Below are 18,766 nucleotides of genomic sequence, written 5' to 3'. Positions count from 1 at the left end.
TTTTGACTGCGGTTGAACTAGCCTGCTGGCCTTTTTCGGTGAAGTGACTGACACACATGTCGCCATTCAAGGGCCAGACCGGCCTCAAACGTATCTTCAATGCCGCCGGCTACTCGCTGGACGGCCTGCGCGCCGCGTTCAAGGGTGAGGCCGCGTTTCGCCAGCTGGTGCTGGTCAACGTGCTGTTGATCCCCACAGCCTTCTGGCTGCCGGTGAGCCGCGCCGAACGGGCGATCCTCATCGCCGTGTGCCTGCTGGGGCTGATCGTCGAGCTGCTCAATTCGGCAGTGGAGGCGGCGATCGATCGCATCTCCCTCGATCGTCACCCGCTGTCGAAGAACGCCAAGGACATGGGCAGTGCCGCGCAACTGGTGGCCATGAGCATGGTCGCGCTGGTCTGGGGCGTGATCCTGCTCGGCTGACGTTCAGGCGATCGGCGGTAGCACGATCTCGTCGCTGCGCTGCACCCCAGCGGTGAAACTGCGGCACAGCTCGAGGAACTCGCGCATGGCCGAGGTCTGGTACTTCTGCTTGTGCCAGATGAAATAGAACTGTCGCGACAGATCCAGCGCCGGCGTCTCCACCGGCACCAGGCTGCCGCGGCGGAAGGCGTCGCGCAGCGCCAGGCGGGAGATACAGCCGATACCGAGGCCCGACTCCACGGCGCGCTTGATTGCTTCGGTGTGTTCCAGTTCCAGGCGGATGTTCAGGTTGGCGCGATGATGACGCATGGCCTGGTCGAAGGTCAGGCGCGTGCCCGAGCCCTGTTCGCGCAGGATCCAGGCTTCATGGGAGAGCTGCTCGATATCTGCATGACCGGCCTTGGCCAGCGGATGCTGCGGCGCGCAGAACACCACCAGCTCATCCTCCACCCAGGGCTGCACCTCCAGATCGGGGTGGTTGCAGTCGCCTTCGATTAGACCCAGGTCAATTTCGTAATGGGCAACCTGTTGCACGATATGCGCAGTGTTCTGTACGTGCAGCTTGACCTGGCTTTCCGGGTGCACCTGCATGAAGCTGCCGATCAGCAAGGTGGCCAGGTAGTTGCCGATGGTCAGGGTGGCGCCGACCGCCAGCGAGCCGAATCCCGACTTGCCGTTGAGCAGGTCTTCGATTTCCTTGGCCTGGTCGAGCAGGGCCACGGCCTGGGGCAGCAGTTGATGGCCCAGGGCGTTGAGGCTCAGGCGTTTACCGGCACGGTCGAACAGCTGGCAGCTGGACTGGCGCTCCAGTTCGGTGATCGAGGTGCTCGCTGCCGATTGTGACAAGGCCAGTACGCCCGCGGCCCTGGACACACTCTGGTGCTGGGCGACGGCGACAAAGACCTGGAGCTGACGAAGTGTGAATCGCATATCTATATAACCGATAACACATATCTTGATAATTCAGTTAACAGATATTGTCGCTGCCCCTAAACTATCGCGCAACTGCGCGTCTTGCGCGCGCCGCGTTTTCCTTCAGGAGCCCCATCGATGAGCAACATGAACCACGAACGTGTCCTCAGTGTGCACCACTGGAACGACACTCTGTTCAGCTTCAAGTGCACCCGTGACCCGGGCCTGCGCTTCGAGAACGGTCAGTTCGTGATGATCGGCCTGCAGCAGGACAGCGGCCGTCCGCTCATGCGCGCCTACTCCATCGCCTCGCCGAACTGGGAAGAGCACCTGGAGTTCTTCAGCATCAAGGTGCCGGATGGTCCGCTGACCTCCCAGCTGCAGCACCTGAAGGAAGGCGACGAGATCATCATCAGCAAGAAGCCCACCGGCACCCTGGTGCTGGACGACCTGAACCCGGGCAAGCACCTGTACCTGCTGAGCACCGGTACCGGCCTTGCGCCGTTCATGAGCGTCATCCAGGACCCGGAGACCTACGAGCGCTTCGAGAAAGTGATCCTGGTACACGGCGTTCGCTACGTGAACGAAGTGGCCTACCGCGAGTTCATCACCGAGCACCTGCCGCAGAACGAATTCTTCGGTGAGTCGGTGCGCGACAAACTGATCTACTACCCGACCGTGACCCGCGAGCCTTTCGAAAACCAGGGCCGCCTGACCGACCTGATGCGCAGCGGCAAGCTGTTCAGCGATATCGGCCTGCCACCGATCAACCCGCAGGACGACCGTGCCATGATCTGCGGCAGCCCGAGCATGCTCGATGAAACCAGCGAAGTGCTGGACAGCTTTGGCCTGAAGATCTCCGCGCGCATGCGTGAGCCGGGCGATTACCTGATCGAGCGAGCGTTCGTCGAGAAGTAAGGCCAGCGGCATGAATGAAAAAACGCAGGCTTGGCCTGCGTTTTTTTATGCCTGGCATTGCGTCTTATCGACGCTACATCACTCCGGCGTCACTTCCAGCACCCGGATCACATCCGGTTGCGGATAATGCCAGCGTACCTGCACATCCCAGAACTTGACCCCATATACCCGCTCGGGCGGCGGCACCTGGTAGGCAGGACGTGGGTCCTGAGCGAGGCACTGGTCGATCAGCTCGACCAAAGGTTCGCCCAGGCGTAGCGCGTGGGTGTGGGCCTGAGGCAGTGCGCTCTCGCTCCATTGCACCCTGATCGGCTCCGGTGCATCACTGGCCATCAGGTTCGATGCCTCGGCGACGCTGTCCGCATACGGCACATAAGGCTTGATATCCAGCACCGGGGTGCCGTCCAGCAGATCGATCCCCGACAGCAGCAGTCGCCCTGGTTCGACGCCCTCCAGGCGTACCACCGACTGGCCGATGCCGTTGGGCCGATGGGTGGCTCGGGTGGCGAACACCCCCATGCACTTGTTGCCGCCCAGGCGCGGTGGGCGCACCTTCAGGCGTGGCTTGTCTTCCAGTGCCTGGTGGAACAGGAACAGCAACCACACATGGCTGACCTGTTCCAGGCCTTCGACGGCATCGCCCTGGTCAAAGGGCGGCAGCAGCTCCAGCACGCCACGGGCGGCCGGCGCCAGCTTGGGCTGGCGCGGGATGGCGAACTTCTCCTTGAAGCAGGAGCGAACGATGCCGACCGGCGAGACGGTATGCTGCATCTTGGCTCAGCCGCGCACGCGAAGGGTCAGGCCCTTGAGGAAGTTGCGCAGCAACTGGTCGCCGCAGGGGCGGTAGTTGTCGTGGCCAACCTTGCGGAACAGCGCGCTCAGCTCCGGTTTGGACACCGGGAAGTCGACGGACTTGAGCACCGCGTGCAGGTCGTCCTCCTTCAGCTCGAAGGCCACCCGCAGCTTCTTGAGCACGGTGTTGTTGGTCACCGGCACTTCGATCGGCTGCGGCGGGCGGCTGTCGTCGCGGCCGCGACGGTGAATCACCAGACCGTCGAGGAAGTGTGCCATGACCTTCTCCGGACAGCGTACGAAGCCGGGTTCCTCTTCCTTCTTCACATAGGTGGCGATGGCTTCGACGGAAACCTCGAGGCCCGAGAGCTTGATGATCTCGGCCATTTTCTGGTCGTTGGCCTTGAGCATGTAGCGCAGGCTGCGCAGTACATCGTTGTGGTTCATTGCAGCGAATCCTGTTCTGTTGCCGCGTCAGTCGTTGCGCGGCGGTAATGCTAGAAGCGTTCTGTAGCGGCCACGTAGCGCCATTGGCCCAGCGGCAGCTTGCCCATCGACACCCCGCCAAGGCGAATACGGCGCATCCCCAGCACCTTGAGGCCGGCGGTTTCGCAAAGCTGTTCGATCAAGCCCGGTTGCGGGTTCTTCAGCACGATGCGCAGGTGTTGTTCGTTCTGCCAGCTGGCCTTGGCCTTCGGCAGTTCGACACCCTTGCGCTCCACGCCACGGGCCAGGCGCTCGAGGGCACCGGGTTTGGCTTCACCACTGACCTGGACGATGTATTCCTGCTCCATGCGGCGCAGGTCGGCCTCGAGCTTGCGGGTTACCCGCCAGTCCTGGGTGAACAGCTGTAGACCACTGGCGCCGGGCAGCAGCGGGACGATGCAGGCCTGGCGGGCGAAATGCCCATGCAACGGGCGCACGCCCTCGCGGTGCGCTTCGCTGAGGCTGGCCATGCTGATGCTGGCCAGGGCGCTTGCGCTGTTTTGGCCGGCCTGCTGGTTGAGCAGCAGGGTGACCGGTTCGAGCGAGTCGGCACGGGCGCCTGGGAGCAGCTCGACCTGCTGTTCGGTGATTTTGAACTGGGGTTGTTCGACCACCACGCCATCGACCGTGACCCAGCCACCCTCGATGTACAGTTCGGCCTCGCGGCGGGAGCAGCCAAGCTGTTCGATGAGGCGTTTGGAGAGACGAATGGGTTCGGACATGGACACGGGCATCACGCGGTAGGGAAAGCCTTCATTGTACCTGCCTGGGCGAGGTAGCGGCTGCAAATCGATGTCATTTGCGCCATTTCGGAGCGGGGTAGTGGTTTCCTGAGCTTGCGTACTAGGACGTTGTACGAACAAGCCTCATATGTAGTAGGGGATAGGGCTGCCCTAGGCCGTCGGTTTCCGAGCGGCCATAGATCTCGAAGCCTTCATGCAGGTAGAAACCCAGGGCTTGCGGGTTCTGTTCGTTGACGTCCAGGCGCTCGGCGTTCAATTCGTGCACCGCGTGACGCAGCAGGCGCCGCCCGATGCCCTGGCCACGGTGTTCGGGCGCGACGAAGAGCATGTCGACCCGGCCGTTGGCGACCCCGGCAAAGCCGAGGATGTGCCGCTTGCTGTCCTTGCAGCAGACCAGCATCACGGCATCCAGATACTTGCGCAGCACGTGCTCGCGCAGCAGCAGGATGTAGCTCTCGGGCAGGAAGTCGTGGGTGGCCCGCACCGACGCCTCCCACACCCGGACCAGCTCGGGGTAATCGCTCAGATGAGGTGTGTGCAGCGCGACAGTGGGCGACATCCTGTGATCCTCGGGGCCATTGAGGAAAACATAGATGCAAAAAAATACCCCGCCAGCTGGCGGGGTATTTTCAGGCGGGTTTCGCTCAGATGGGCTCGGCCCACATGTCGTACTCGTCGGCGTCGACGATGCGGCAGCGAACCTTGTCGCCCGGCTTGAAACCGTGGTCGCCGTCGATGAACACGCTGCCGTCGATCTCCGGCGCGTCGAAGAAGCTGCGGCCCACCGAGCCCTGCTCTTCGACTTCGTCGATCAGCACTTCGATTTCCTTGCCGATACGCAGTTGCAGGCGAGCAGTGCTGATGGCCTGCTGGTGGGCCATGAAGCGGTCCCAGCGATCCTGCTTGACGTCGTCCGGCACCTCTTCCAGGCCCAGGTCGTTAGCTGGAGCGCCTTCCACCGGCGAGTACTGGAAGCAGCCGACGCGGTCGAGTTGGGCTTCGGTCAGCCAGTCGAGCAGGTACTGGAAGTCTTCCTCGGTTTCGCCAGGGAAACCGACGATGAAGGTCGAGCGGATCACCAGCTCGGGGCACTGCTCACGCCAGTTCTTGATGCGCGCCAGGGTGCGGTCTTCGAAGGCCGGGCGCTTCATCGACTTGAGCACCTTGGGGCTGGCGTGCTGGAACGGGATGTCCAGGTACGGCAGGATCTTGCCGGCGGCCATCAGCGGAATCACGTCGTCGACGTTTGGGTACGGGTAGACATAGTGCAGACGCACCCAGGCACCCAGGCTGCTCAGCGCCTCGCACAGCTCGAGCATGCGGGTCTTGACCGGGCGGCCGTTCCAGAAGTCGGTCTTGTACTTGACGTCCACGCCGTAGGCGCTGGTGTCCTGGGAGATCACCAGGATCTCCTTGACGCCGGCCTTGACCAGGCGCTCGGCCTCGCTCAACACCTCGCCGACCGGGCGGCTGACCAGCTTGCCGCGCATCGACGGGATGATGCAGAAGCTGCAGCTGTGGTTGCAGCCTTCGGAAATCTTCAGGTAGGCGTAGTGACGCGGGGTCAGCTTGACGCCCTGGGGCGGCACCAGGTCGATCAGCGGGTTGTGGTCCTGGCGCGGTGGCACCACTTCGTGCACGGCATTGACCACCTGCTCGTACTGCTGCGGGCCGGTGACCGACAGCACGCTGGGGTGCACGTCACGGATGCTGCCTTCCTCGACACCCATGCAGCCGGTGACGATGACCTTGCCGTTTTCCTTGATGGCTTCGCCGATCACTTCCAGCGACTCGGCCTTGGCGCTGTCGATGAAGCCGCAGGTGTTGACCACCACCACGTCGGCATCCTCGTAGGTAGGCACGACTTCATAGCCTTCCATGCGCAGCTGGGTCAGGATGCGCTCGGAATCGACCAGGGCCTTGGGGCAACCCAGGGAGACGAAGCCGACCTTTGGGGTGGCGGGAGTGGTGGACATGGCTAACCTCGGTATTGAATACAGGTCGCCCGGCCGGTAACGGGGGCGATCCTGGCGGGCGCTTTCGGCGCCTCTGATCAAAAAGTGCGCAATTCTAGCGAGCACAAGGTCGCTTTACCAGCAGAAATACGACGAACGCTGCGCTATGCTTCGCGCCGTTGCGCCGGGGTATCCGGGAGGGTCCGGCGCGGGTAGGCATTCAACCGGTCTAACAGGCCGTCTGCGGGAGTGGTCGATGGTTCAGGCAAGCAGTCATGCCGAAGGCGGGCACGCGGGGAAGCAGGGAGCGGCACGGCCGCTGGGCCTGCTCGTGGCGGCCGTTGGGGTGGTCTATGGCGATATCGGCACCAGCCCGCTGTACACCCTCAAAGAGGTCTTTACCGGCGGTTATGGCGTACAGGTCAACCATGACGGGGTGCTGGGCATTCTGTCGTTGATCCTCTGGTCGCTGCTGTGGGTGGTTTCGTTCAAGTACGTGATGTTCATCCTGCGCGCCGATAACCAGGGCGAGGGCGGCACCATGGCCCTGACCGCGCTGGCGCGGCGGGCCACGGCGCAGTACCCGCGGCTGCGCATGCTGATGGTCGGCTGCGGCCTGATCGGCGCCTCGCTGTTCTACGGCGACAGCATGATCACCCCGGCGGTGTCGGTGCTGTCGGCGGTGGAGGGCATGGGCCTGGCGTTCGAGGGTATCGACCACTGGGTGGTGCCGATTGCGCTGGTGGTGCTGGTGGCGCTGTTCCTGGTGCAGAAGCACGGCACCGAGAAGATCGGCAAGGCCTTCGGCCCGATCATGGTCGCCTGGTTCCTTGTGCTGGCGGCGCTGGGCGTGCATGGGATCTTGCAGAGCCCGGAGGTGCTGAAGGCGTTCAACCCGGGTTGGGCCTTGAACTTCTTCATCGTCCACCCTGGCATGGGCGTGGCCATCCTTGGTGCGGTGGTGCTGGCGCTGACCGGCGCCGAGGCCCTCTACGCCGATATGGGGCACTTCGGCCGCAAACCCATTGCCCGCGCCTGGTTCGCCCTGGTGCTGCCGGCACTGGTGCTCAACTACTTCGGCCAGGGCGCCATCCTGCTGCAGAACCCCGAGGCGGCACGTAACCCGTTCTACCTGCTGGCGCCGTCCTGGGCGTTGCTGCCGCTGGTGGGCCTGGCGACGATGGCCACGGTGATCGCCTCCCAGGCGGTGATTTCGGGGGCCTTCTCGCTGACTCGCCAGGCCATCCAGCTGGGCTATGTGCCGCGCATGCAGATCCAGCACACCTCCAGCGACGAGCAGGGGCAGATCTATATCGGCGCGGTGAACTGGGCGTTGATGGTCGGCGTGGTGCTGCTGGTGATCGGCTTCGAGTCCTCCGGCGCCCTGGCGGCGGCCTACGGCGTGGCAGTGACCGGCACCATGCTGATGACCACCATCCTGGTCTCGGCGGTCATGCTGCTGCTGTGGAAGTGGCCGCCGGTGTTGGCGGTACCGCTGCTGCTGGGCTTCCTGTTCGTCGACGGGCTGTTCTTCGCCGCCAACGTGCCGAAGATAGTGCAGGGCGGCGCTTTCCCCGTACTGGCGGGTATCGTGCTGTTCGTGTTGATGAGTACCTGGAAGCGCGGCAAGCAGATTCTGGTCGAGCGCATCGATGAAGGCGCGTTGCCGTTGCCGCTGTTCATCAGCAGCATCCGCGTGCAGCCGCCGCATCGGGTCGAGGGCACCGCGGTGTTCCTGACCGCGCGCTCCGATGCCGTTCCCCACGCGCTGCTGCACAACATGCTGCATAACCAGGTGCTGCACAGCCAGGTGGTGCTGCTGACGGTGGTCAGCGAGGACCGGCCGCGGGTGCCGGAGCATGAGCGTTTCGAGGTGGAAGCCTATGGTGACGGGTTCTTCCGGGTGCTGCTGCACTTTGGCTTCATGGACGAGCCGGACGTACCGGCGGCGCTGAAGTTGTGTCACCTGGATGAGCTGGACTTCAGCCCGATGCGCACCACCTATTTCCTCAGTCGGGAGACGGTGATCGCCTCGCGCCTGGAGGGGATGTCGCGCTGGCGCGGGAACCTGTTCGCGTTCCTGCTGAAGAATGCCAACGGCAACCTGCGGTTCTTCAACCTGCCGCTCAATCGGGTGATCGAGTTGGGGACGCAGGTCGAAATCTGAGGGCTAAAGCATCGCGGGGCAAGCCCGCTCCCACAAGGCTTGTGTGACCTTGTGGGAGCGGGCTTGCCCCGCGATGGGCCGTAAAGCGGCCCCTTTCCTTATCATTTCTCAGCGACGTTGGCCTTTCCCTGGCGGGTCTCGATCTCACCGATCAGACGCTTGGCCAGCGCCGGGTAGTTTTCGTCGAAGTGGTGGCCGCCAGGCAGTTTCATGCGCTCACCCACGGCGGTCTTGTCGGTGCAGCCGCTCTCGTCAGTCTCTTCCACGCCATAGATGCACACCACCTTCGCCGCCGGCAACCTGGCCATCTCCGGCCCGGTTGGGGCTTCCTGGCCCTCCTTGCCGAGCCAGCCCTCCACCTCGATCTCGAAACTGCCACTGCGGGCGAACGCCAGCAGGATCACCGCATCGATGCGCTTCTGGTCGTCTGCGGACAGGCGGTTATAGATAGCCGGCAGCACGTCGGCGCCGAACGAGTAGCCGGTCAGCACGAAGCGCTTGGTGCCCCATTTCTGGCGGTAGTGCTGCATCAGCTCGGAGAGGTCGGCGGCGCTCTGCTCCGGGGTCTTGTGCTGCCAGTAATAGCGCAGGGTGTCGATGCCGACCACCGGGTAGCCAAGCTTGGCCATCTCGCCGGCCACATCGCGGTCCAGGTCGCGCCAGCCGCCGTCGCCGGAAAGGAACAGGGTGACGGTGTCGGTGGTCTGCCCGGCCGGAACTTCGACCACCGGGATGGCCAGGGCGTTGCCATCGTGACCGACCAGGGCCTGGGTCAACTGGGCCTTGAGTACCTGGGGCAGGTGGATGTCGTAGTCGGCGATGCTGGTCTCGGCGTTGGCCTGGTCGCGCACGAAGGCGGCGCTGGCGTCATCCGGGTTGTCGTTCCAAGCCACATTCCAGTGGCCATGGGCGGCGGACTTGGGCAGGGCGGCCTGGCAGCCGGGCTGCTCGACGGTGAAATCCACCGAGATGGCTCGTGCCTTGTCGTCGCCTTGCGCGGCCAGCCAGCGCCAGGCCTGGGCGGCGCCTGGGCCGATACCTGCAACCAGGGTCGGTTTGTCGGCCAGTCGAGTCAGGGCCTGGTCCATCGCGGCCTGCTGCTTGGCGCAGTCGGCCGGCGGCAGGACCACCTGCACCAGTTGGGCCTCGCCGGCCTGGCTCAGGTCGAGCAGTTGCTTGTCGGTCAGGGCTTGGTCCTGGGGCACGCCGATGGCCACCCGGGCCTTGGCATGCACGCCGGGAGTGGCACGGGTCAGGGCGCTGCCGTCGTCGAGTGTGAGGTGCTCCAGGCGTGCCTCGGGGGCCGGGCGGGTCCACAGCCAGAAGGCCGCGCCACCGGCCAGCACGGCGAGCAACAGGGGAATCAGTACGTACAGCCAATAGCGTCGGATCATCAACGTTTCACCAATCCAGTCAGGCCGCCAGCGATCAGGGCGGCGGTGTCAGCCAGTGCCACCAGCGGGTCGAGCCCGGCTGGCACGGCCATGTAGCGAGGTTCCCAGTCCGGCTGGAACTTGTCCTTGAAGCGCCGCAGGCCCTGGAAGTTGTAGAGCTGTTCGCCACGCTGGAACACCATCGAGCCCAGGCGCTGGGTCAAGGGGGCGCCACGCCGCGGCTGCAAGCCGGAAAGGGGGACCATTCCCAGGCTGAAGCGGCCGTAGTCGTGGCTTTTGTAGTGCAGGATCAGACCGACCATCATGAACTCCATGGTCAGTTTCGGTGCTTCTGGATGCGCGCGCATCAGGTCGAGGCTGGCCAGCTCGTTGCTGTGGGTCTCCAGCAGGTTGGCGAAGGCCACCGGACGGCCCTGGAAGCGGATCAGCGCGATGCGGAAATGCTGCAGGTACTCGGGGCTGAAGCGGCCGAGGGAGAAGCCTTTTTCGCGCACGTTCTTGCCGCTGAGCCAGGCGTCGGAGATCTCCTTGAGTGCCTCCAGCGGGGCGTGACCAGGCTCATGGATCTCCAGGGCCAGGCCGTCGCGGCCGCCGCGGTTCCAGGTGTAGCGCAGGTCCTTCATCTCCTTGCCCTTGGCATCGATATCGAAGCGGCGCAGGTCGACCCGTGCTTCCTCGCCGAGCTTGATCGCGGTCAGGCCGATGTCCATGTAGAACGGCAGGTTCTCCGCCCGCACCTGGTAGAACACCGGGCGCGCATGGTGCAGGTCGCACAGGTCGCGGAACTGCCAGATCATTTCGGCGCGTTCCTGGGCCGGGCCGATCGGGTCGTACAGGGCTACCAGGCTGCGGCCGCGACGGGCATACATCAGGAAGGCGTTGTCGTTGGGGTGGAACAGCAGCGCCTTGTCACCGGTCAGGGCCAGGCCGCCATCGGGCTGGTCGGAGGCGAGCAGGATGCGGTTGGCGCGCTGCAGTTCGTCTTCGCTGGGCAGATGGATCACTGGCCGGGCGGTGCGCAGCAGCCAGGTCAGGGCGACGATCACCAGTAGCACGGCGCTGCCCAGCGCGGCGCGCAAGCCCCGCGGCGCATCGGCATCAAGGGTGAACTGCCACCACAGCTTGTGGGTGTAGGGCACGTCCTGGTAGGCGAACAGCAGCAGCCATACCGAGGCGCCGACCACGCAGGCGCTGGCCACCAGGTACACCGGCGAGAACGGCAGCTCCAGTAGACGGCTGGGACGGTAGAACGAGCGGCGGAACAGGGCGAGCAGGGCAGCGGTGAAGCACATCAGGCTGGCTTCTTCCCAGTCGAAGCCCTTGAGCAGCGACAGCACCGCGCCCACCAGCAGCAGCACGGTGGTCAGCAGCCAGGCGGCCGACAGGCGCCGGCGCAGGCCCTGGGCGAGCAGCAGGCAGAGCACGCCGATCAGGCTGGCGCCGAAGTGCGAGGCATCGATCAGGCGGTGTGGGATCAGGAAGCCCATGTGCTCCAGACGGCTGTCGATCTCCGGGGTGGCGCCGGAGAACAGCAGCACCACGCCGGAAAGGAACACCAGGATCGCCAGCACCGGCGCTGCCAGGCCCGAGGCTGCGCGGATCGCCTGCTGGGCGACCATCAGCCGGCGGGCTTCGTTGGCCAGCAGCAGTACGCAGGCCACCAGCAACGGCAGCACCACGTAGATCAGCCGGTACAGCAGCAGGGCGGCCGCCAGTGGTGCCGCGCCCAGCTGGTTGGCGAACGCGGCCAGCAGGATCGCCTCGAACACCCCGACGCCACCCGGCACATGGCTGAGCACCCCGGCGGCGAGGGCGAGCAGGTAGACCAGCACGAACGCGCCAAAGGGCGGGGCTTCGGGCAGCAGCAAATAAAGTACGGTGGCCGCGGCGGCGACATCCAGGGCGGTGATCAGCAGTTGCAACGCAGTCAGGCGTGCGCCTGGCAGGCGCAGGGTGCGGCGCCCGAACTGCACCAGCAGGTTGTCGGCCAGCGGCTGTTCAGGCAGGCGACGGCGGTACAGGCCCATGACCAGGGCTACCGCCGCGACCAGCACGGCGATGGCGATACCGCCCAACAGCGGTGCAGGCAAGCGCAGCGCCGTTGCCGCTGCCGGCAGGTCGCTCAGGGTGGCCAGTGCCGCCAGCGGCGGCAGCGCGCAGCCCAGCGAAAGGCTGGCGAACACCGTCATGCGCGCGACCTCTGCGGCCCCCAAACCTTGGCGGGCATAGAGGCGATAGCGTACCGAGCCACCCGACAGCATCGACAGGCCTATCGCGTTACCAATGGCGAAGGCGCTGAAGCCCCCGAGCACCAGGGTGCGAGGTGGCAGTTGCACGGCGGCATAGCGGCTGGCCGACCATTCGTAACCGAGCAGGATCACGAAGCCGACCAACGTGGCCAGCAGCGCGCCGAGCAGCGACTGGGTCGGTACGCTGAGCATCGCATCATGCAGGGCGTAGATATCCAGTTCGCTCAACAGATGGCGGCAGGCAATCAGGCCCATGGCGAACAGCAGCAATGTCAACGCCAAACCCAGCGGCTGCCGGTACTTGCTCAGACGTTCCAGCCAGGGCAGGCGCTGCGCCGCCGCCGGCAAGGCCGTGGTCAACGGTGCCTGGGGCTCGGGAGTGGGGGCGGTCATGGAGTGCCTCGTGCGCAACGCGCGAGGTGAAGGCAAGGTACGGCCAAGTGAAAGTCCCTTTGGAAAAACGTATCCGAATATTACTCCGCGCCGGCGGCTTAATCTGTTTCAGGATAGTTAAAGATAGTTCATTCAGCCGTCTGCAAGGGCTGGAACCAGGGCTTGGCGAGGAGGAATCGAAAGGGTATGGGCTGAATGCAACAAACCCCGCACTGTCTTGCGACAGGCGGGGTTTGTTCTGACGAATATGGTTGCGGGAGCCGGATTTGAACCGACGACCTTCGGGTTATGAGCCCGACGAGCTACCAGGCTGCTCCATCCCGCGTCAGAGGGGCGCATTCTACGCATTTGCCATGGCTTGTCAAGGCTTGATATGACATTGGTTGCGATTGGAAAAACTGCGGCCAATAAAAAAGGCCACTGCGTGAACAGTGGCCTTTTCTTGAATCTGGTTGCGGGAGCCGGATTTGAACCGACGACCTTCGGGTTATGAGCCCGACGAGCTACCAGGCTGCTCCATCCCGCGCCTGTGGGATCGAATTCTACGGATTTTCCAACCGCTGTCAAGCGTTACTGCTTGATTTTTCGTGGTTTTTTCTTTCGGTGTAAATATAGAGGCAATAAAAAAGGCCACTGTATGAACAGTGGCCTTTTCTTGAATCTGGTTGCGGGAGCCGGATTTGAACCGACGACCTTCGGGTTATGAGCCCGACGAGCTACCAGGCTGCTCCATCCCGCGCCTGTGAGATCGAATTCTACGTATTTTCCCTTGCCTGTCAAGCATTTCCTCAAGAAAAACCTTTTTCGTTCAAACCCTTAGCGTGCCAGATCGCGCCGCAGCTCAGTGGCGACGGGGCTTGCAGGCCGATTGTCCGGTCCAGGCTGTCTCGTCCGTTGGCCATACGGTAATATCTGTATGAATTTACAGTAGTGACTGTCTTCCATGTCCTTGCGCAAGATCATCCACATTGATTGTGACTGCTTCTACGCCGCCATCGAGATGCGCGATGACCCGCGCCTGGTCGGTCGTCCCATGGCGGTGGGTGGGCAGCCAGGTCAGCGTGGCGTGATCGCCACCTGTAACTACGAGGCGCGCGCCTATGGCGTGCGTTCGGCGATGGCATCGGGGCATGCCATGAAGCTGTGCCCCGATCTGGAGATCGTCAAGCCGCGTTTCGAGGCTTACCGTGAGGCGTCCCGCGAGATTCACGCGATCTTCCGGGACTACACCGAGTTGATCGAACCGCTGTCGCTGGACGAGGCTTACCTGGATGTCAGTGACAGCCAATGGTTTGCCGGCAGCGCCACGCGGATTGCCGAGGACATTCGTCGTCGGGTCGCCCAGCAACTGCATATCACGGTGTCAGCAGGCGTGGCGCCGAACAAGTTCCTGGCCAAGATCGCCAGCGATTGGCGCAAGCCCAATGGGTTGTTCGTCATTACCCCGGACCAAGTGGAGGAATTCGTCGCGGCTTTGCCGGTTGCCCGCTTGCATGGCGTGGGCAAGGTGACGGCGGATAAGCTTTCGCGATTGGGGATCGATACTTGCCTGTCATTGCGCGACTGGTCGAGGCTGGCGCTGGTGCGCGAATTTGGCAGCTTCGGCGAGCGCTTGTGGGGGCTGGCGCGAGGGATCGACGAGCGTGCGGTGCACAACGACAGTCGGCGGCAGTCGGTCAGCGTCGAGAACACCTACGACCAGGACTTGCCCGACCTGAGCAGTTGCCTGGAGAAGCTGCCTGACCTGCTCGCCAGTCTGAATGAGCGGATTGCGCGCATGGATAGCAGCTATCGGCCCGACAAGCCGTTCGTCAAGGTCAAGTTCCATGACTTCAGCCAGACCACGCTGGAGCAGGCGGGGGCGGGGCGAGACCTGGAGAGCTACCGGCAGTTGCTTAGCCAGGCGTTTGCCCGAGGTGGCAAACCGGTGCGGTTGCTGGGGGTAGGGGTGAGGCTGCGGGACCTGCGTGGGGCGCTTGAACAGTTGGAGTTGTTTCGGGACATATAAAGAAGAAGGGGTCGCACAAGCGGCCCCTTCTCGTTTTACTGCACGCCCGGATCGGCAACCAGTCGCCCGGTGGCCTTGGTCAGTGCCTGCAGAAACTCCTGCTGCAGCTCAGGATCGTTGCGCGTCAGCTCGATCAGGCTCTGCTCGAGTTCGCTGGCCTCTTCTTCCAGGCCCAGTTCCGACAGGCGCTTGACCCGATGTACCCACTGGCCGACATCGTCGTCCTCGAGGTCATCGAAAATCAGCTCGTGGGCCTCGAGCAACTTGCCACGCAAATTGCCGCTGACCAGCAAGCTGGCATCGCCTCGTACCTGGTTTTCCTCATCCACCACCTGCAGGTGCAGGGTGCCGATATGGTTGAGGTTCTGCTCGGAGAACGGGCTGTCGAGCAGGTTCAGGCGCAGTACGCCATGTTTGTCGGTGGTTAGCTCGTGGGTCATCTTGCCGGCCTTGACCTCGACCAGGCGCTCGTTCCACGGCAGGCTGATGGACTCTTCGCGCTTGCCCTTCTCGACCTCGTCGATGCCCGCCAGGTTCTGCTGGGCACGGCCGTTGGACGGTACGTTCATGAACGGGTTGACGCCCGCCACGCCATAGCTCAGCCAGTCGTGGGTGACGCTGTCCGGCAGGTTGCCCAAGGCGAACACATTGGCCACGTTGGCACCGATGCCCGCCACCACGGCCACCGCGCCCAGCGGGATCTCGTAGATCTCCCGCCAGGGTTGGTAGGGGGTGTAGCGGTCGTAGCGGCGGGTCACTTCGAACTCGGTGACTTCGAAACGCTTGAGCTCATGAATGCGCACGCGCCGCTGCGGAAGCTCCATCACCTTCGGCTCGCCGACATCGATCTGCAGACTGTGCTCGAGCAGTTTGCGCTCGACGCGCTCCTCGTGGTCGCTGCGCTGGGACATCTGGTTGGCGCAGCCGCCGAGGAGCAGGGCGCCGCACAGTGCGGCGCCCCCCAGGGTGTAGGTACTTCGCTTGGACATGATCACTCGCGTAACGGGTTATCAGCGGCGGATGCGGGCCTGCAGGAAGGTCAGCACTTCATTGAGCGGCAGTGCCTGGGCCTCCGACTCGGTGCGGTGCTTGTACTCCAGGTTGCCATCGGCCAGGCCGCGGTCGCTGACGACGATGCGGTGCGGGATGCCGATCAGCTCCATGTCGGCGAACTTGATGCCGGGGCTGGTCTTCTTGTCGCGGTCGTCCAGCAGGACTTCGAAACCTGCGGCGGTCAGTTCGGCGTACAGCTTGTCGGTAGCCTCACGGACCACATCGGTTTCGTAGCGCAGCGGCACCAGGGCGATCTGGAACGGGGCCAGGGCGTCATTCCAGATGATGCCCTTGTCGTCGTGGTTCTGCTCGATGGCGGCGGCGACCACACGGGACACGCCGATGCCGTAGCAACCCATCGACAGGACCACAGGCTTGCCGTTCTCACCCAGCACCTGGCACTTGAGCGCTTCGCTGTACTTGGTGCCGAGCTGGAAGATGTGGCCGACTTCGATGCCGCGCTTGATCACCAGGGTACCCTGGCCGTCCGGGCTCGGGTCGCCCTCGACCACGTTGCGCAGGTCGGCGACCTGTGGAACCGGCAGGTCGCGTTCCCAGTTCACGCCGAAGTAGTGCTTGTCGTCGATGTTGGCACCGATGCCGAAGTCGCTCATCAGGGCGACCGAGCGGTCGATGATGCACTCCAGCGGCAGATTCAGCGGGCCGAGGGAGCCTGCGCCGGCACCGATGGCGGCACGCAGCTCGGCGTCGGTGGCCATCACCAGCGGGTCGGCGACCTGCTCCAGCTTGGTGGCCTTGATTTCGTTGAGCTCGTGGTCGCCACGGACGATCAGCGCGACCAGCTTGCCTTCCTCGGCGCCATGCACGATCAGGGTCTTGACGGTCTTCTCGATAGCCAGGCCGAAGTTTTCCACCAGTTGCGCGATGGTCTTGGCGTCCGGGGTATCGACCAGGCGCAGCTCTTCGGTCGGCGCCGGGCGCACGGTTTCGCGCGGGATGGCCTCGGCCTTCTCGATGTTGGCGGCGTAATCGGAGCTGTCGCTGAAGATCACGTCGTCTTCGCCGGAGGAGGCGAGCACGTGGAATTCGTGGGAGTAGCTACCACCGATCGAGCCGGTGTCGGCCTGCACCGGACGGAAGTCCAGGCCCAGGCGGGTGAAGATGTTGGAGTACGCCAGGTGCATGCGGTCGTAGGTTTCCTGCAGGGAAGCCTGGTCGGCATGGAAGGAGTAGGCGTCCTTCATGATGAACTCACGGCCGCGCATCAGGCCGAAGCGCGGACGGATCTCGTCGCGGAACTTGGTCTGGATCTGGAACATGTTCAGCGGCAGCTGCTTGTAGCTGGACAGCTCGTTGCGCGCCAGGTCGGTGATGACCTCTTCGTGGGTCGGGCCGACGCAGAATTCACGCTGGTGGCGGTCTTTCAGGCGCAGCAGCTCGGGGCCGTACTGCTCCCAGCGGCCGGATTCCTGCCACAGTTCAGCTGGCTGGATGCTCGGCATCAGCACCTCGAGGGCGCCGGCGGCGGTCATTTCCTCGCGTACCACGGCTTCGACCTTGCGCATTACCCGCAGGCCCATCGGCAGCCAGGTGTACAGGCCGGAGGCCAGCTTGCGGATCATGCCGGCGCGCAGCATGAGCTGGTGGCTGATGACCACTGCATCGGCCGGGGTTTCTTTCTGGGTGGCGAGCAAATATTGACTGGTGCGCATGGTGAGCCGTGTCGATTGCCTGAATGTGAAATGACCCCGCATTGTACGGGGGCGAAACGAAAGCGTACAGAATGCAGCACTGGCGCGGTTCTGTCAGCCAAGAAAAAGCCCGGCGATCGCCGGGCTTCTTCATCTTGGGGCGTCGCAAACCTGGGTTTACAGGATGCTCAGCGGGTACTCGACGATCAGGCGCAGTTCGTCGATCGAGTTGGAGCCGTAGTAGACGCCATCGGAGGAGCGGTAGGTGGCCTGGCGCACGCGCAGGCTCAGGTCCTTGGCCGGGCCGCTTTGCAGGACGTACTTGACGTCGATGTCGCGTTCCCATTCCTTGCCGTTGTCGGTGGTCTCGGTCGTGGCGCCGGTACCGCGGGCGTAACGAGTCATGAAGGTCAGGCCTGGGACGCCGTATTCGGCGAAGTTCAGGTCGTAGCGGACCTGCCAGGACTTCTCGTCTTCGGCGTTGAAGTCGGAGCGGGCGATGGAGTTGGCCAGGAACACGGTGCCGCCGCCGTCGACGCCATAGGCGTAGTCGCCGTCACCGCTGACTTTCTGGTAAGCCAAAGTGAAGGTGTGGGCGCCAATGTTGTAGGCAGCCGAGAGGCTGGCTGCAATGTTGTCGAGTTCATTGGTGCCATCGGCTTTGGCGACAGCGGCGCCCGTGCGGTTTTCACCGATGGACTTGGTGTCATAGATGTTGAAGTCGAACACCAGGCCTTGCTTGTCGCTGATGGGCAGTGCCCAGTTGACGTTGCCGTACCACTTGCGGAAGTGATCTTCCACGCGCGAGTAGTACAGGCTGGTGCTCAGGCTATCAGTAATGGCATAGGTGCCGCCGAAGACGTTTGCCTCGGTCAGGCCAGGGCGTTTCTGGCGTGCCCTGTTGAGGCCGCCGATACTGTCTTTGTAGCTGGCTGCCTGGGCGTCGAGGCGGGTGAAGTGGCCGGCATTCAGCTCCAGGCCTTTGATCTCCTTGCTGGTCAGCAGGAAGCCTTCGGCAACTTCTGGCAGCAGGCGGCTGTCGTCGGTGGCGAACACTGGCATTGCGGTGTACTGGCCGCCATATTTCAGGACGGTGTCCGAAATGCGGAATTTGACCGCGCCGTACCCCTTCGAGTAGTCGTCTTCCGAGCGGCCGTCGGAGCCAGTTGGGAACAGGCCGGTGCCCGCGCGGCCTTTACCGCTGTCGAGTTTGACGCCGAGCAGGCCGATGGCATCGGCGCCGACACCCACGGTACCTTGGGTGAATCCGGATTCAAAAGTGCCGTGGAAACCGAGGCCGGTTTCTTCCACGCGGCTCTTGTCACCAGCCGGGGCATTACGGAAGTCACGGCTGAAATACAGCATCCGGGTCTTGACGCTGAGCTTGCTGTCTTCGACGAAGCCCTTGGACTCATCCTGCGAAGAGGCGACAGCCATCTGCGAAGTCCCTGCCGCTACGGCCAGGGCGATCATGCTCCACTTCATCACGCGCATCGTGATTTGCTCCTTTGGTTTTTAGGAAGAGTACCGCCGCACCCAAGTGTTTTAGTTATAGGGCCGGCTCTTTCTTGTTATGTCGGCGAAAATGTATATCACGCGGACTATTCTTGGCGATATGGGCA

15 protein-coding genes and 3 tRNA genes are annotated in these 18,766 nt (G+C 63.6%); 4 read left to right on the top strand and 14 right to left on the bottom strand.

Annotated elements, in window-relative coordinates:
• The first annotated feature begins 56 nt into the window (after positions 1–56).
• On the top strand, positions 57–422 hold the full coding sequence (locus tag AAHK21_RS07475) for a diacylglycerol kinase (protein ID WP_023631044.1): 366 nt from the start codon (positions 57–59) through the stop codon (positions 420–422).
• 3 nt (positions 423–425) lie between these two features.
• Here the strand turns inward: AAHK21_RS07475 and finR are convergent, their stop codons facing one another.
• Complete coding sequence (gene finR / locus AAHK21_RS07470) at positions 426–1,352, bottom strand: LysR family transcriptional regulator FinR (protein ID WP_023631043.1); 927 nt, start codon at positions 1,350–1,352, stop codon at positions 426–428.
• A gap of 120 nt (positions 1,353–1,472) precedes the next feature.
• Between finR and fpr the strand changes: the two genes are divergently transcribed.
• On the top strand, positions 1,473–2,252 hold the full coding sequence (fpr, locus tag AAHK21_RS07465; RefSeq protein ID WP_046856781.1) for a ferredoxin-NADP reductase: 780 nt from the start codon (positions 1,473–1,475) through the stop codon (positions 2,250–2,252).
• A gap of 78 nt (positions 2,253–2,330) precedes the next feature.
• Here fpr and tsaA read toward each other — a convergent pair whose 3' ends face one another.
• From tsaA to rimO, 5 genes are all read right to left on the bottom strand, one after another.
• Positions 2,331–3,023 carry a tRNA (N6-threonylcarbamoyladenosine(37)-N6)-methyltransferase TrmO gene (tsaA, locus tag AAHK21_RS07460; RefSeq protein WP_367856876.1) on the bottom strand — a complete coding sequence of 231 codons (693 nt, stop codon included), beginning with the start codon at positions 3,021–3,023 and terminating at the stop codon, positions 2,331–2,333.
• Between the two features lie 6 nt (positions 3,024–3,029).
• The gene (locus tag AAHK21_RS07455) at positions 3,030–3,491 is read right to left on the bottom strand and encodes a DUF1456 family protein (RefSeq protein ID WP_094010097.1); all 462 of its coding nucleotides are present in this window, start codon (positions 3,489–3,491) and stop codon (positions 3,030–3,032) included.
• A 50-nt stretch (positions 3,492–3,541) separates the two neighbouring features.
• Positions 3,542–4,252: an rRNA pseudouridine synthase gene (locus tag AAHK21_RS07450; protein WP_367856875.1), complete on the bottom strand. Its 711-nt coding sequence runs from the start codon at positions 4,250–4,252 to the stop codon at positions 3,542–3,544.
• Between the two features lie 121 nt (positions 4,253–4,373).
• Positions 4,374–4,832, bottom strand: a complete 459-nt coding sequence (locus tag AAHK21_RS07445) for a GNAT family N-acetyltransferase (RefSeq protein ID WP_367856874.1) — start codon at positions 4,830–4,832, stop codon at positions 4,374–4,376.
• 85 nt (positions 4,833–4,917) lie between these two features.
• Positions 4,918–6,249, bottom strand: a complete 1,332-nt coding sequence (gene rimO, locus AAHK21_RS07440) for a 30S ribosomal protein S12 methylthiotransferase RimO (protein WP_031315328.1) — start codon at positions 6,247–6,249, stop codon at positions 4,918–4,920.
• Positions 6,250–6,484: 235 nt separating this feature from the next.
• Between rimO and AAHK21_RS07435 the strand changes: the two genes are divergently transcribed.
• Entirely contained in the window at positions 6,485–8,395 is a 1,911-nt protein-coding gene (locus AAHK21_RS07435; protein WP_367856873.1) for a potassium transporter Kup, read from the top strand.
• Positions 8,396–8,496: 101 nt separating this feature from the next.
• Here the strand turns inward: AAHK21_RS07435 and AAHK21_RS07430 are convergent, their stop codons facing one another.
• From AAHK21_RS07430 to AAHK21_RS07410, 5 genes are all read right to left on the bottom strand, one after another.
• Positions 8,497–9,789, bottom strand: coding sequence for a virulence factor family protein (locus AAHK21_RS07430; protein ID WP_367856872.1), 1,293 nt, complete (start codon positions 9,787–9,789; stop codon positions 8,497–8,499).
• A complete protein-coding gene (gene mprF, locus AAHK21_RS07425) occupies positions 9,789–12,431 on the bottom strand; it encodes a bifunctional lysylphosphatidylglycerol flippase/synthetase MprF (RefSeq protein ID WP_160290797.1) in 2,643 nt (880 codons plus the stop codon). Before mprF ends, AAHK21_RS07430 begins: the two co-directional genes overlap by 1 nt.
• A gap of 248 nt (positions 12,432–12,679) precedes the next feature.
• Positions 12,680–12,756: transfer RNA gene (locus AAHK21_RS07420), tRNA-Met, on the bottom strand.
• A 124-nt stretch (positions 12,757–12,880) separates the two neighbouring features.
• Positions 12,881–12,957, bottom strand: a tRNA-Met gene (locus AAHK21_RS07415).
• A gap of 136 nt (positions 12,958–13,093) precedes the next feature.
• Positions 13,094–13,170 (bottom strand) — tRNA-Met (locus tag AAHK21_RS07410).
• A 210-nt stretch (positions 13,171–13,380) separates the two neighbouring features.
• On the opposite strand from AAHK21_RS07410, the gene dinB reads away from it, so the two are divergent.
• Positions 13,381–14,439, top strand: coding sequence for a DNA polymerase IV (gene dinB / locus AAHK21_RS07405; protein WP_367858966.1), 1,059 nt, complete (start codon positions 13,381–13,383; stop codon positions 14,437–14,439).
• Positions 14,440–14,474: 35 nt separating this feature from the next.
• On the opposite strand, the gene AAHK21_RS07400 is transcribed toward dinB, so the two are convergent.
• The 3 genes from AAHK21_RS07400 to AAHK21_RS07390 all read right to left on the bottom strand — a co-directional run bounded on the left by AAHK21_RS07400 (position 14,475) and on the right by AAHK21_RS07390 (position 18,638).
• Positions 14,475–15,428 (bottom strand): lipoprotein, encoded by a 954-nt coding sequence (locus AAHK21_RS07400; protein ID WP_046856772.1) that lies wholly within the window; start codon positions 15,426–15,428, stop codon positions 14,475–14,477.
• A gap of 21 nt (positions 15,429–15,449) precedes the next feature.
• Positions 15,450–17,165: a proline--tRNA ligase gene (locus AAHK21_RS07395; RefSeq protein ID WP_046856771.1), complete on the bottom strand. Its 1,716-nt coding sequence runs from the start codon at positions 17,163–17,165 to the stop codon at positions 15,450–15,452.
• A 156-nt stretch (positions 17,166–17,321) separates the two neighbouring features.
• The gene (locus AAHK21_RS07390) at positions 17,322–18,638 is read right to left on the bottom strand and encodes an OprD family porin (protein ID WP_367856871.1); all 1,317 of its coding nucleotides are present in this window, start codon (positions 18,636–18,638) and stop codon (positions 17,322–17,324) included.
• Between the last annotated feature and the right edge of the window lie 128 nt (positions 18,639–18,766).

It is taken from the genome of Pseudomonas sp. TE50-2 (genome assembly GCF_040813665.1).
Classification (GTDB): Bacteria; Pseudomonadota; Gammaproteobacteria; order Pseudomonadales; family Pseudomonadaceae; genus Aquipseudomonas; species Aquipseudomonas soli.
Note: the sequence above shows the minus strand (reverse complement) of the source record. Positions and strands in the feature narration are given on the sequence as shown.

Excerpts from the sequence above, each read along its gene's own strand:
- AAHK21_RS07395 (WP_046856771.1), bottom strand. The coding sequence starts at position 17,165 with ATGCGCACCAGTCAATATTTGCTCGCCACCCAGAAAGAAACCCCGGCC.
- mprF (WP_160290797.1), bottom strand. The coding sequence starts at position 12,431 with ATGACCGCCCCCACTCCCGAGCCCCAGGCACCGTTGACCACGGCCTTG.
- AAHK21_RS07435 (WP_367856873.1), top strand. The coding sequence starts at position 6,485 with ATGGTTCAGGCAAGCAGTCATGCCGAAGGCGGGCACGCGGGGAAGCAG.
- finR (WP_023631043.1), bottom strand. The coding sequence starts at position 1,352 with ATGCGATTCACACTTCGTCAGCTCCAGGTCTTTGTCGCCGTCGCCCAG.
- rimO (WP_031315328.1), bottom strand. The coding sequence starts at position 6,249 with ATGTCCACCACTCCCGCCACCCCAAAGGTCGGCTTCGTCTCCCTGGGT.
- AAHK21_RS07445 (WP_367856874.1), bottom strand. The coding sequence starts at position 4,832 with ATGTCGCCCACTGTCGCGCTGCACACACCTCATCTGAGCGATTACCCC.
- AAHK21_RS07450 (WP_367856875.1), bottom strand. The coding sequence starts at position 4,252 with ATGTCCGAACCCATTCGTCTCTCCAAACGCCTCATCGAACAGCTTGGC.
- fpr (WP_046856781.1), top strand. The coding sequence starts at position 1,473 with ATGAGCAACATGAACCACGAACGTGTCCTCAGTGTGCACCACTGGAAC.
- AAHK21_RS07475 (WP_023631044.1), top strand. The coding sequence starts at position 57 with ATGTCGCCATTCAAGGGCCAGACCGGCCTCAAACGTATCTTCAATGCC.
- AAHK21_RS07400 (WP_046856772.1), bottom strand. The coding sequence starts at position 15,428 with ATGTCCAAGCGAAGTACCTACACCCTGGGGGGCGCCGCACTGTGCGGC.
- AAHK21_RS07390 (WP_367856871.1), bottom strand. The coding sequence starts at position 18,638 with ATGCGCGTGATGAAGTGGAGCATGATCGCCCTGGCCGTAGCGGCAGGG.
- AAHK21_RS07430 (WP_367856872.1), bottom strand. The coding sequence starts at position 9,789 with ATGATCCGACGCTATTGGCTGTACGTACTGATTCCCCTGTTGCTCGCC.
- tsaA (WP_367856876.1), bottom strand. The coding sequence starts at position 3,023 with ATGCAGCATACCGTCTCGCCGGTCGGCATCGTTCGCTCCTGCTTCAAG.
- AAHK21_RS07455 (WP_094010097.1), bottom strand. The coding sequence starts at position 3,491 with ATGAACCACAACGATGTACTGCGCAGCCTGCGCTACATGCTCAAGGCC.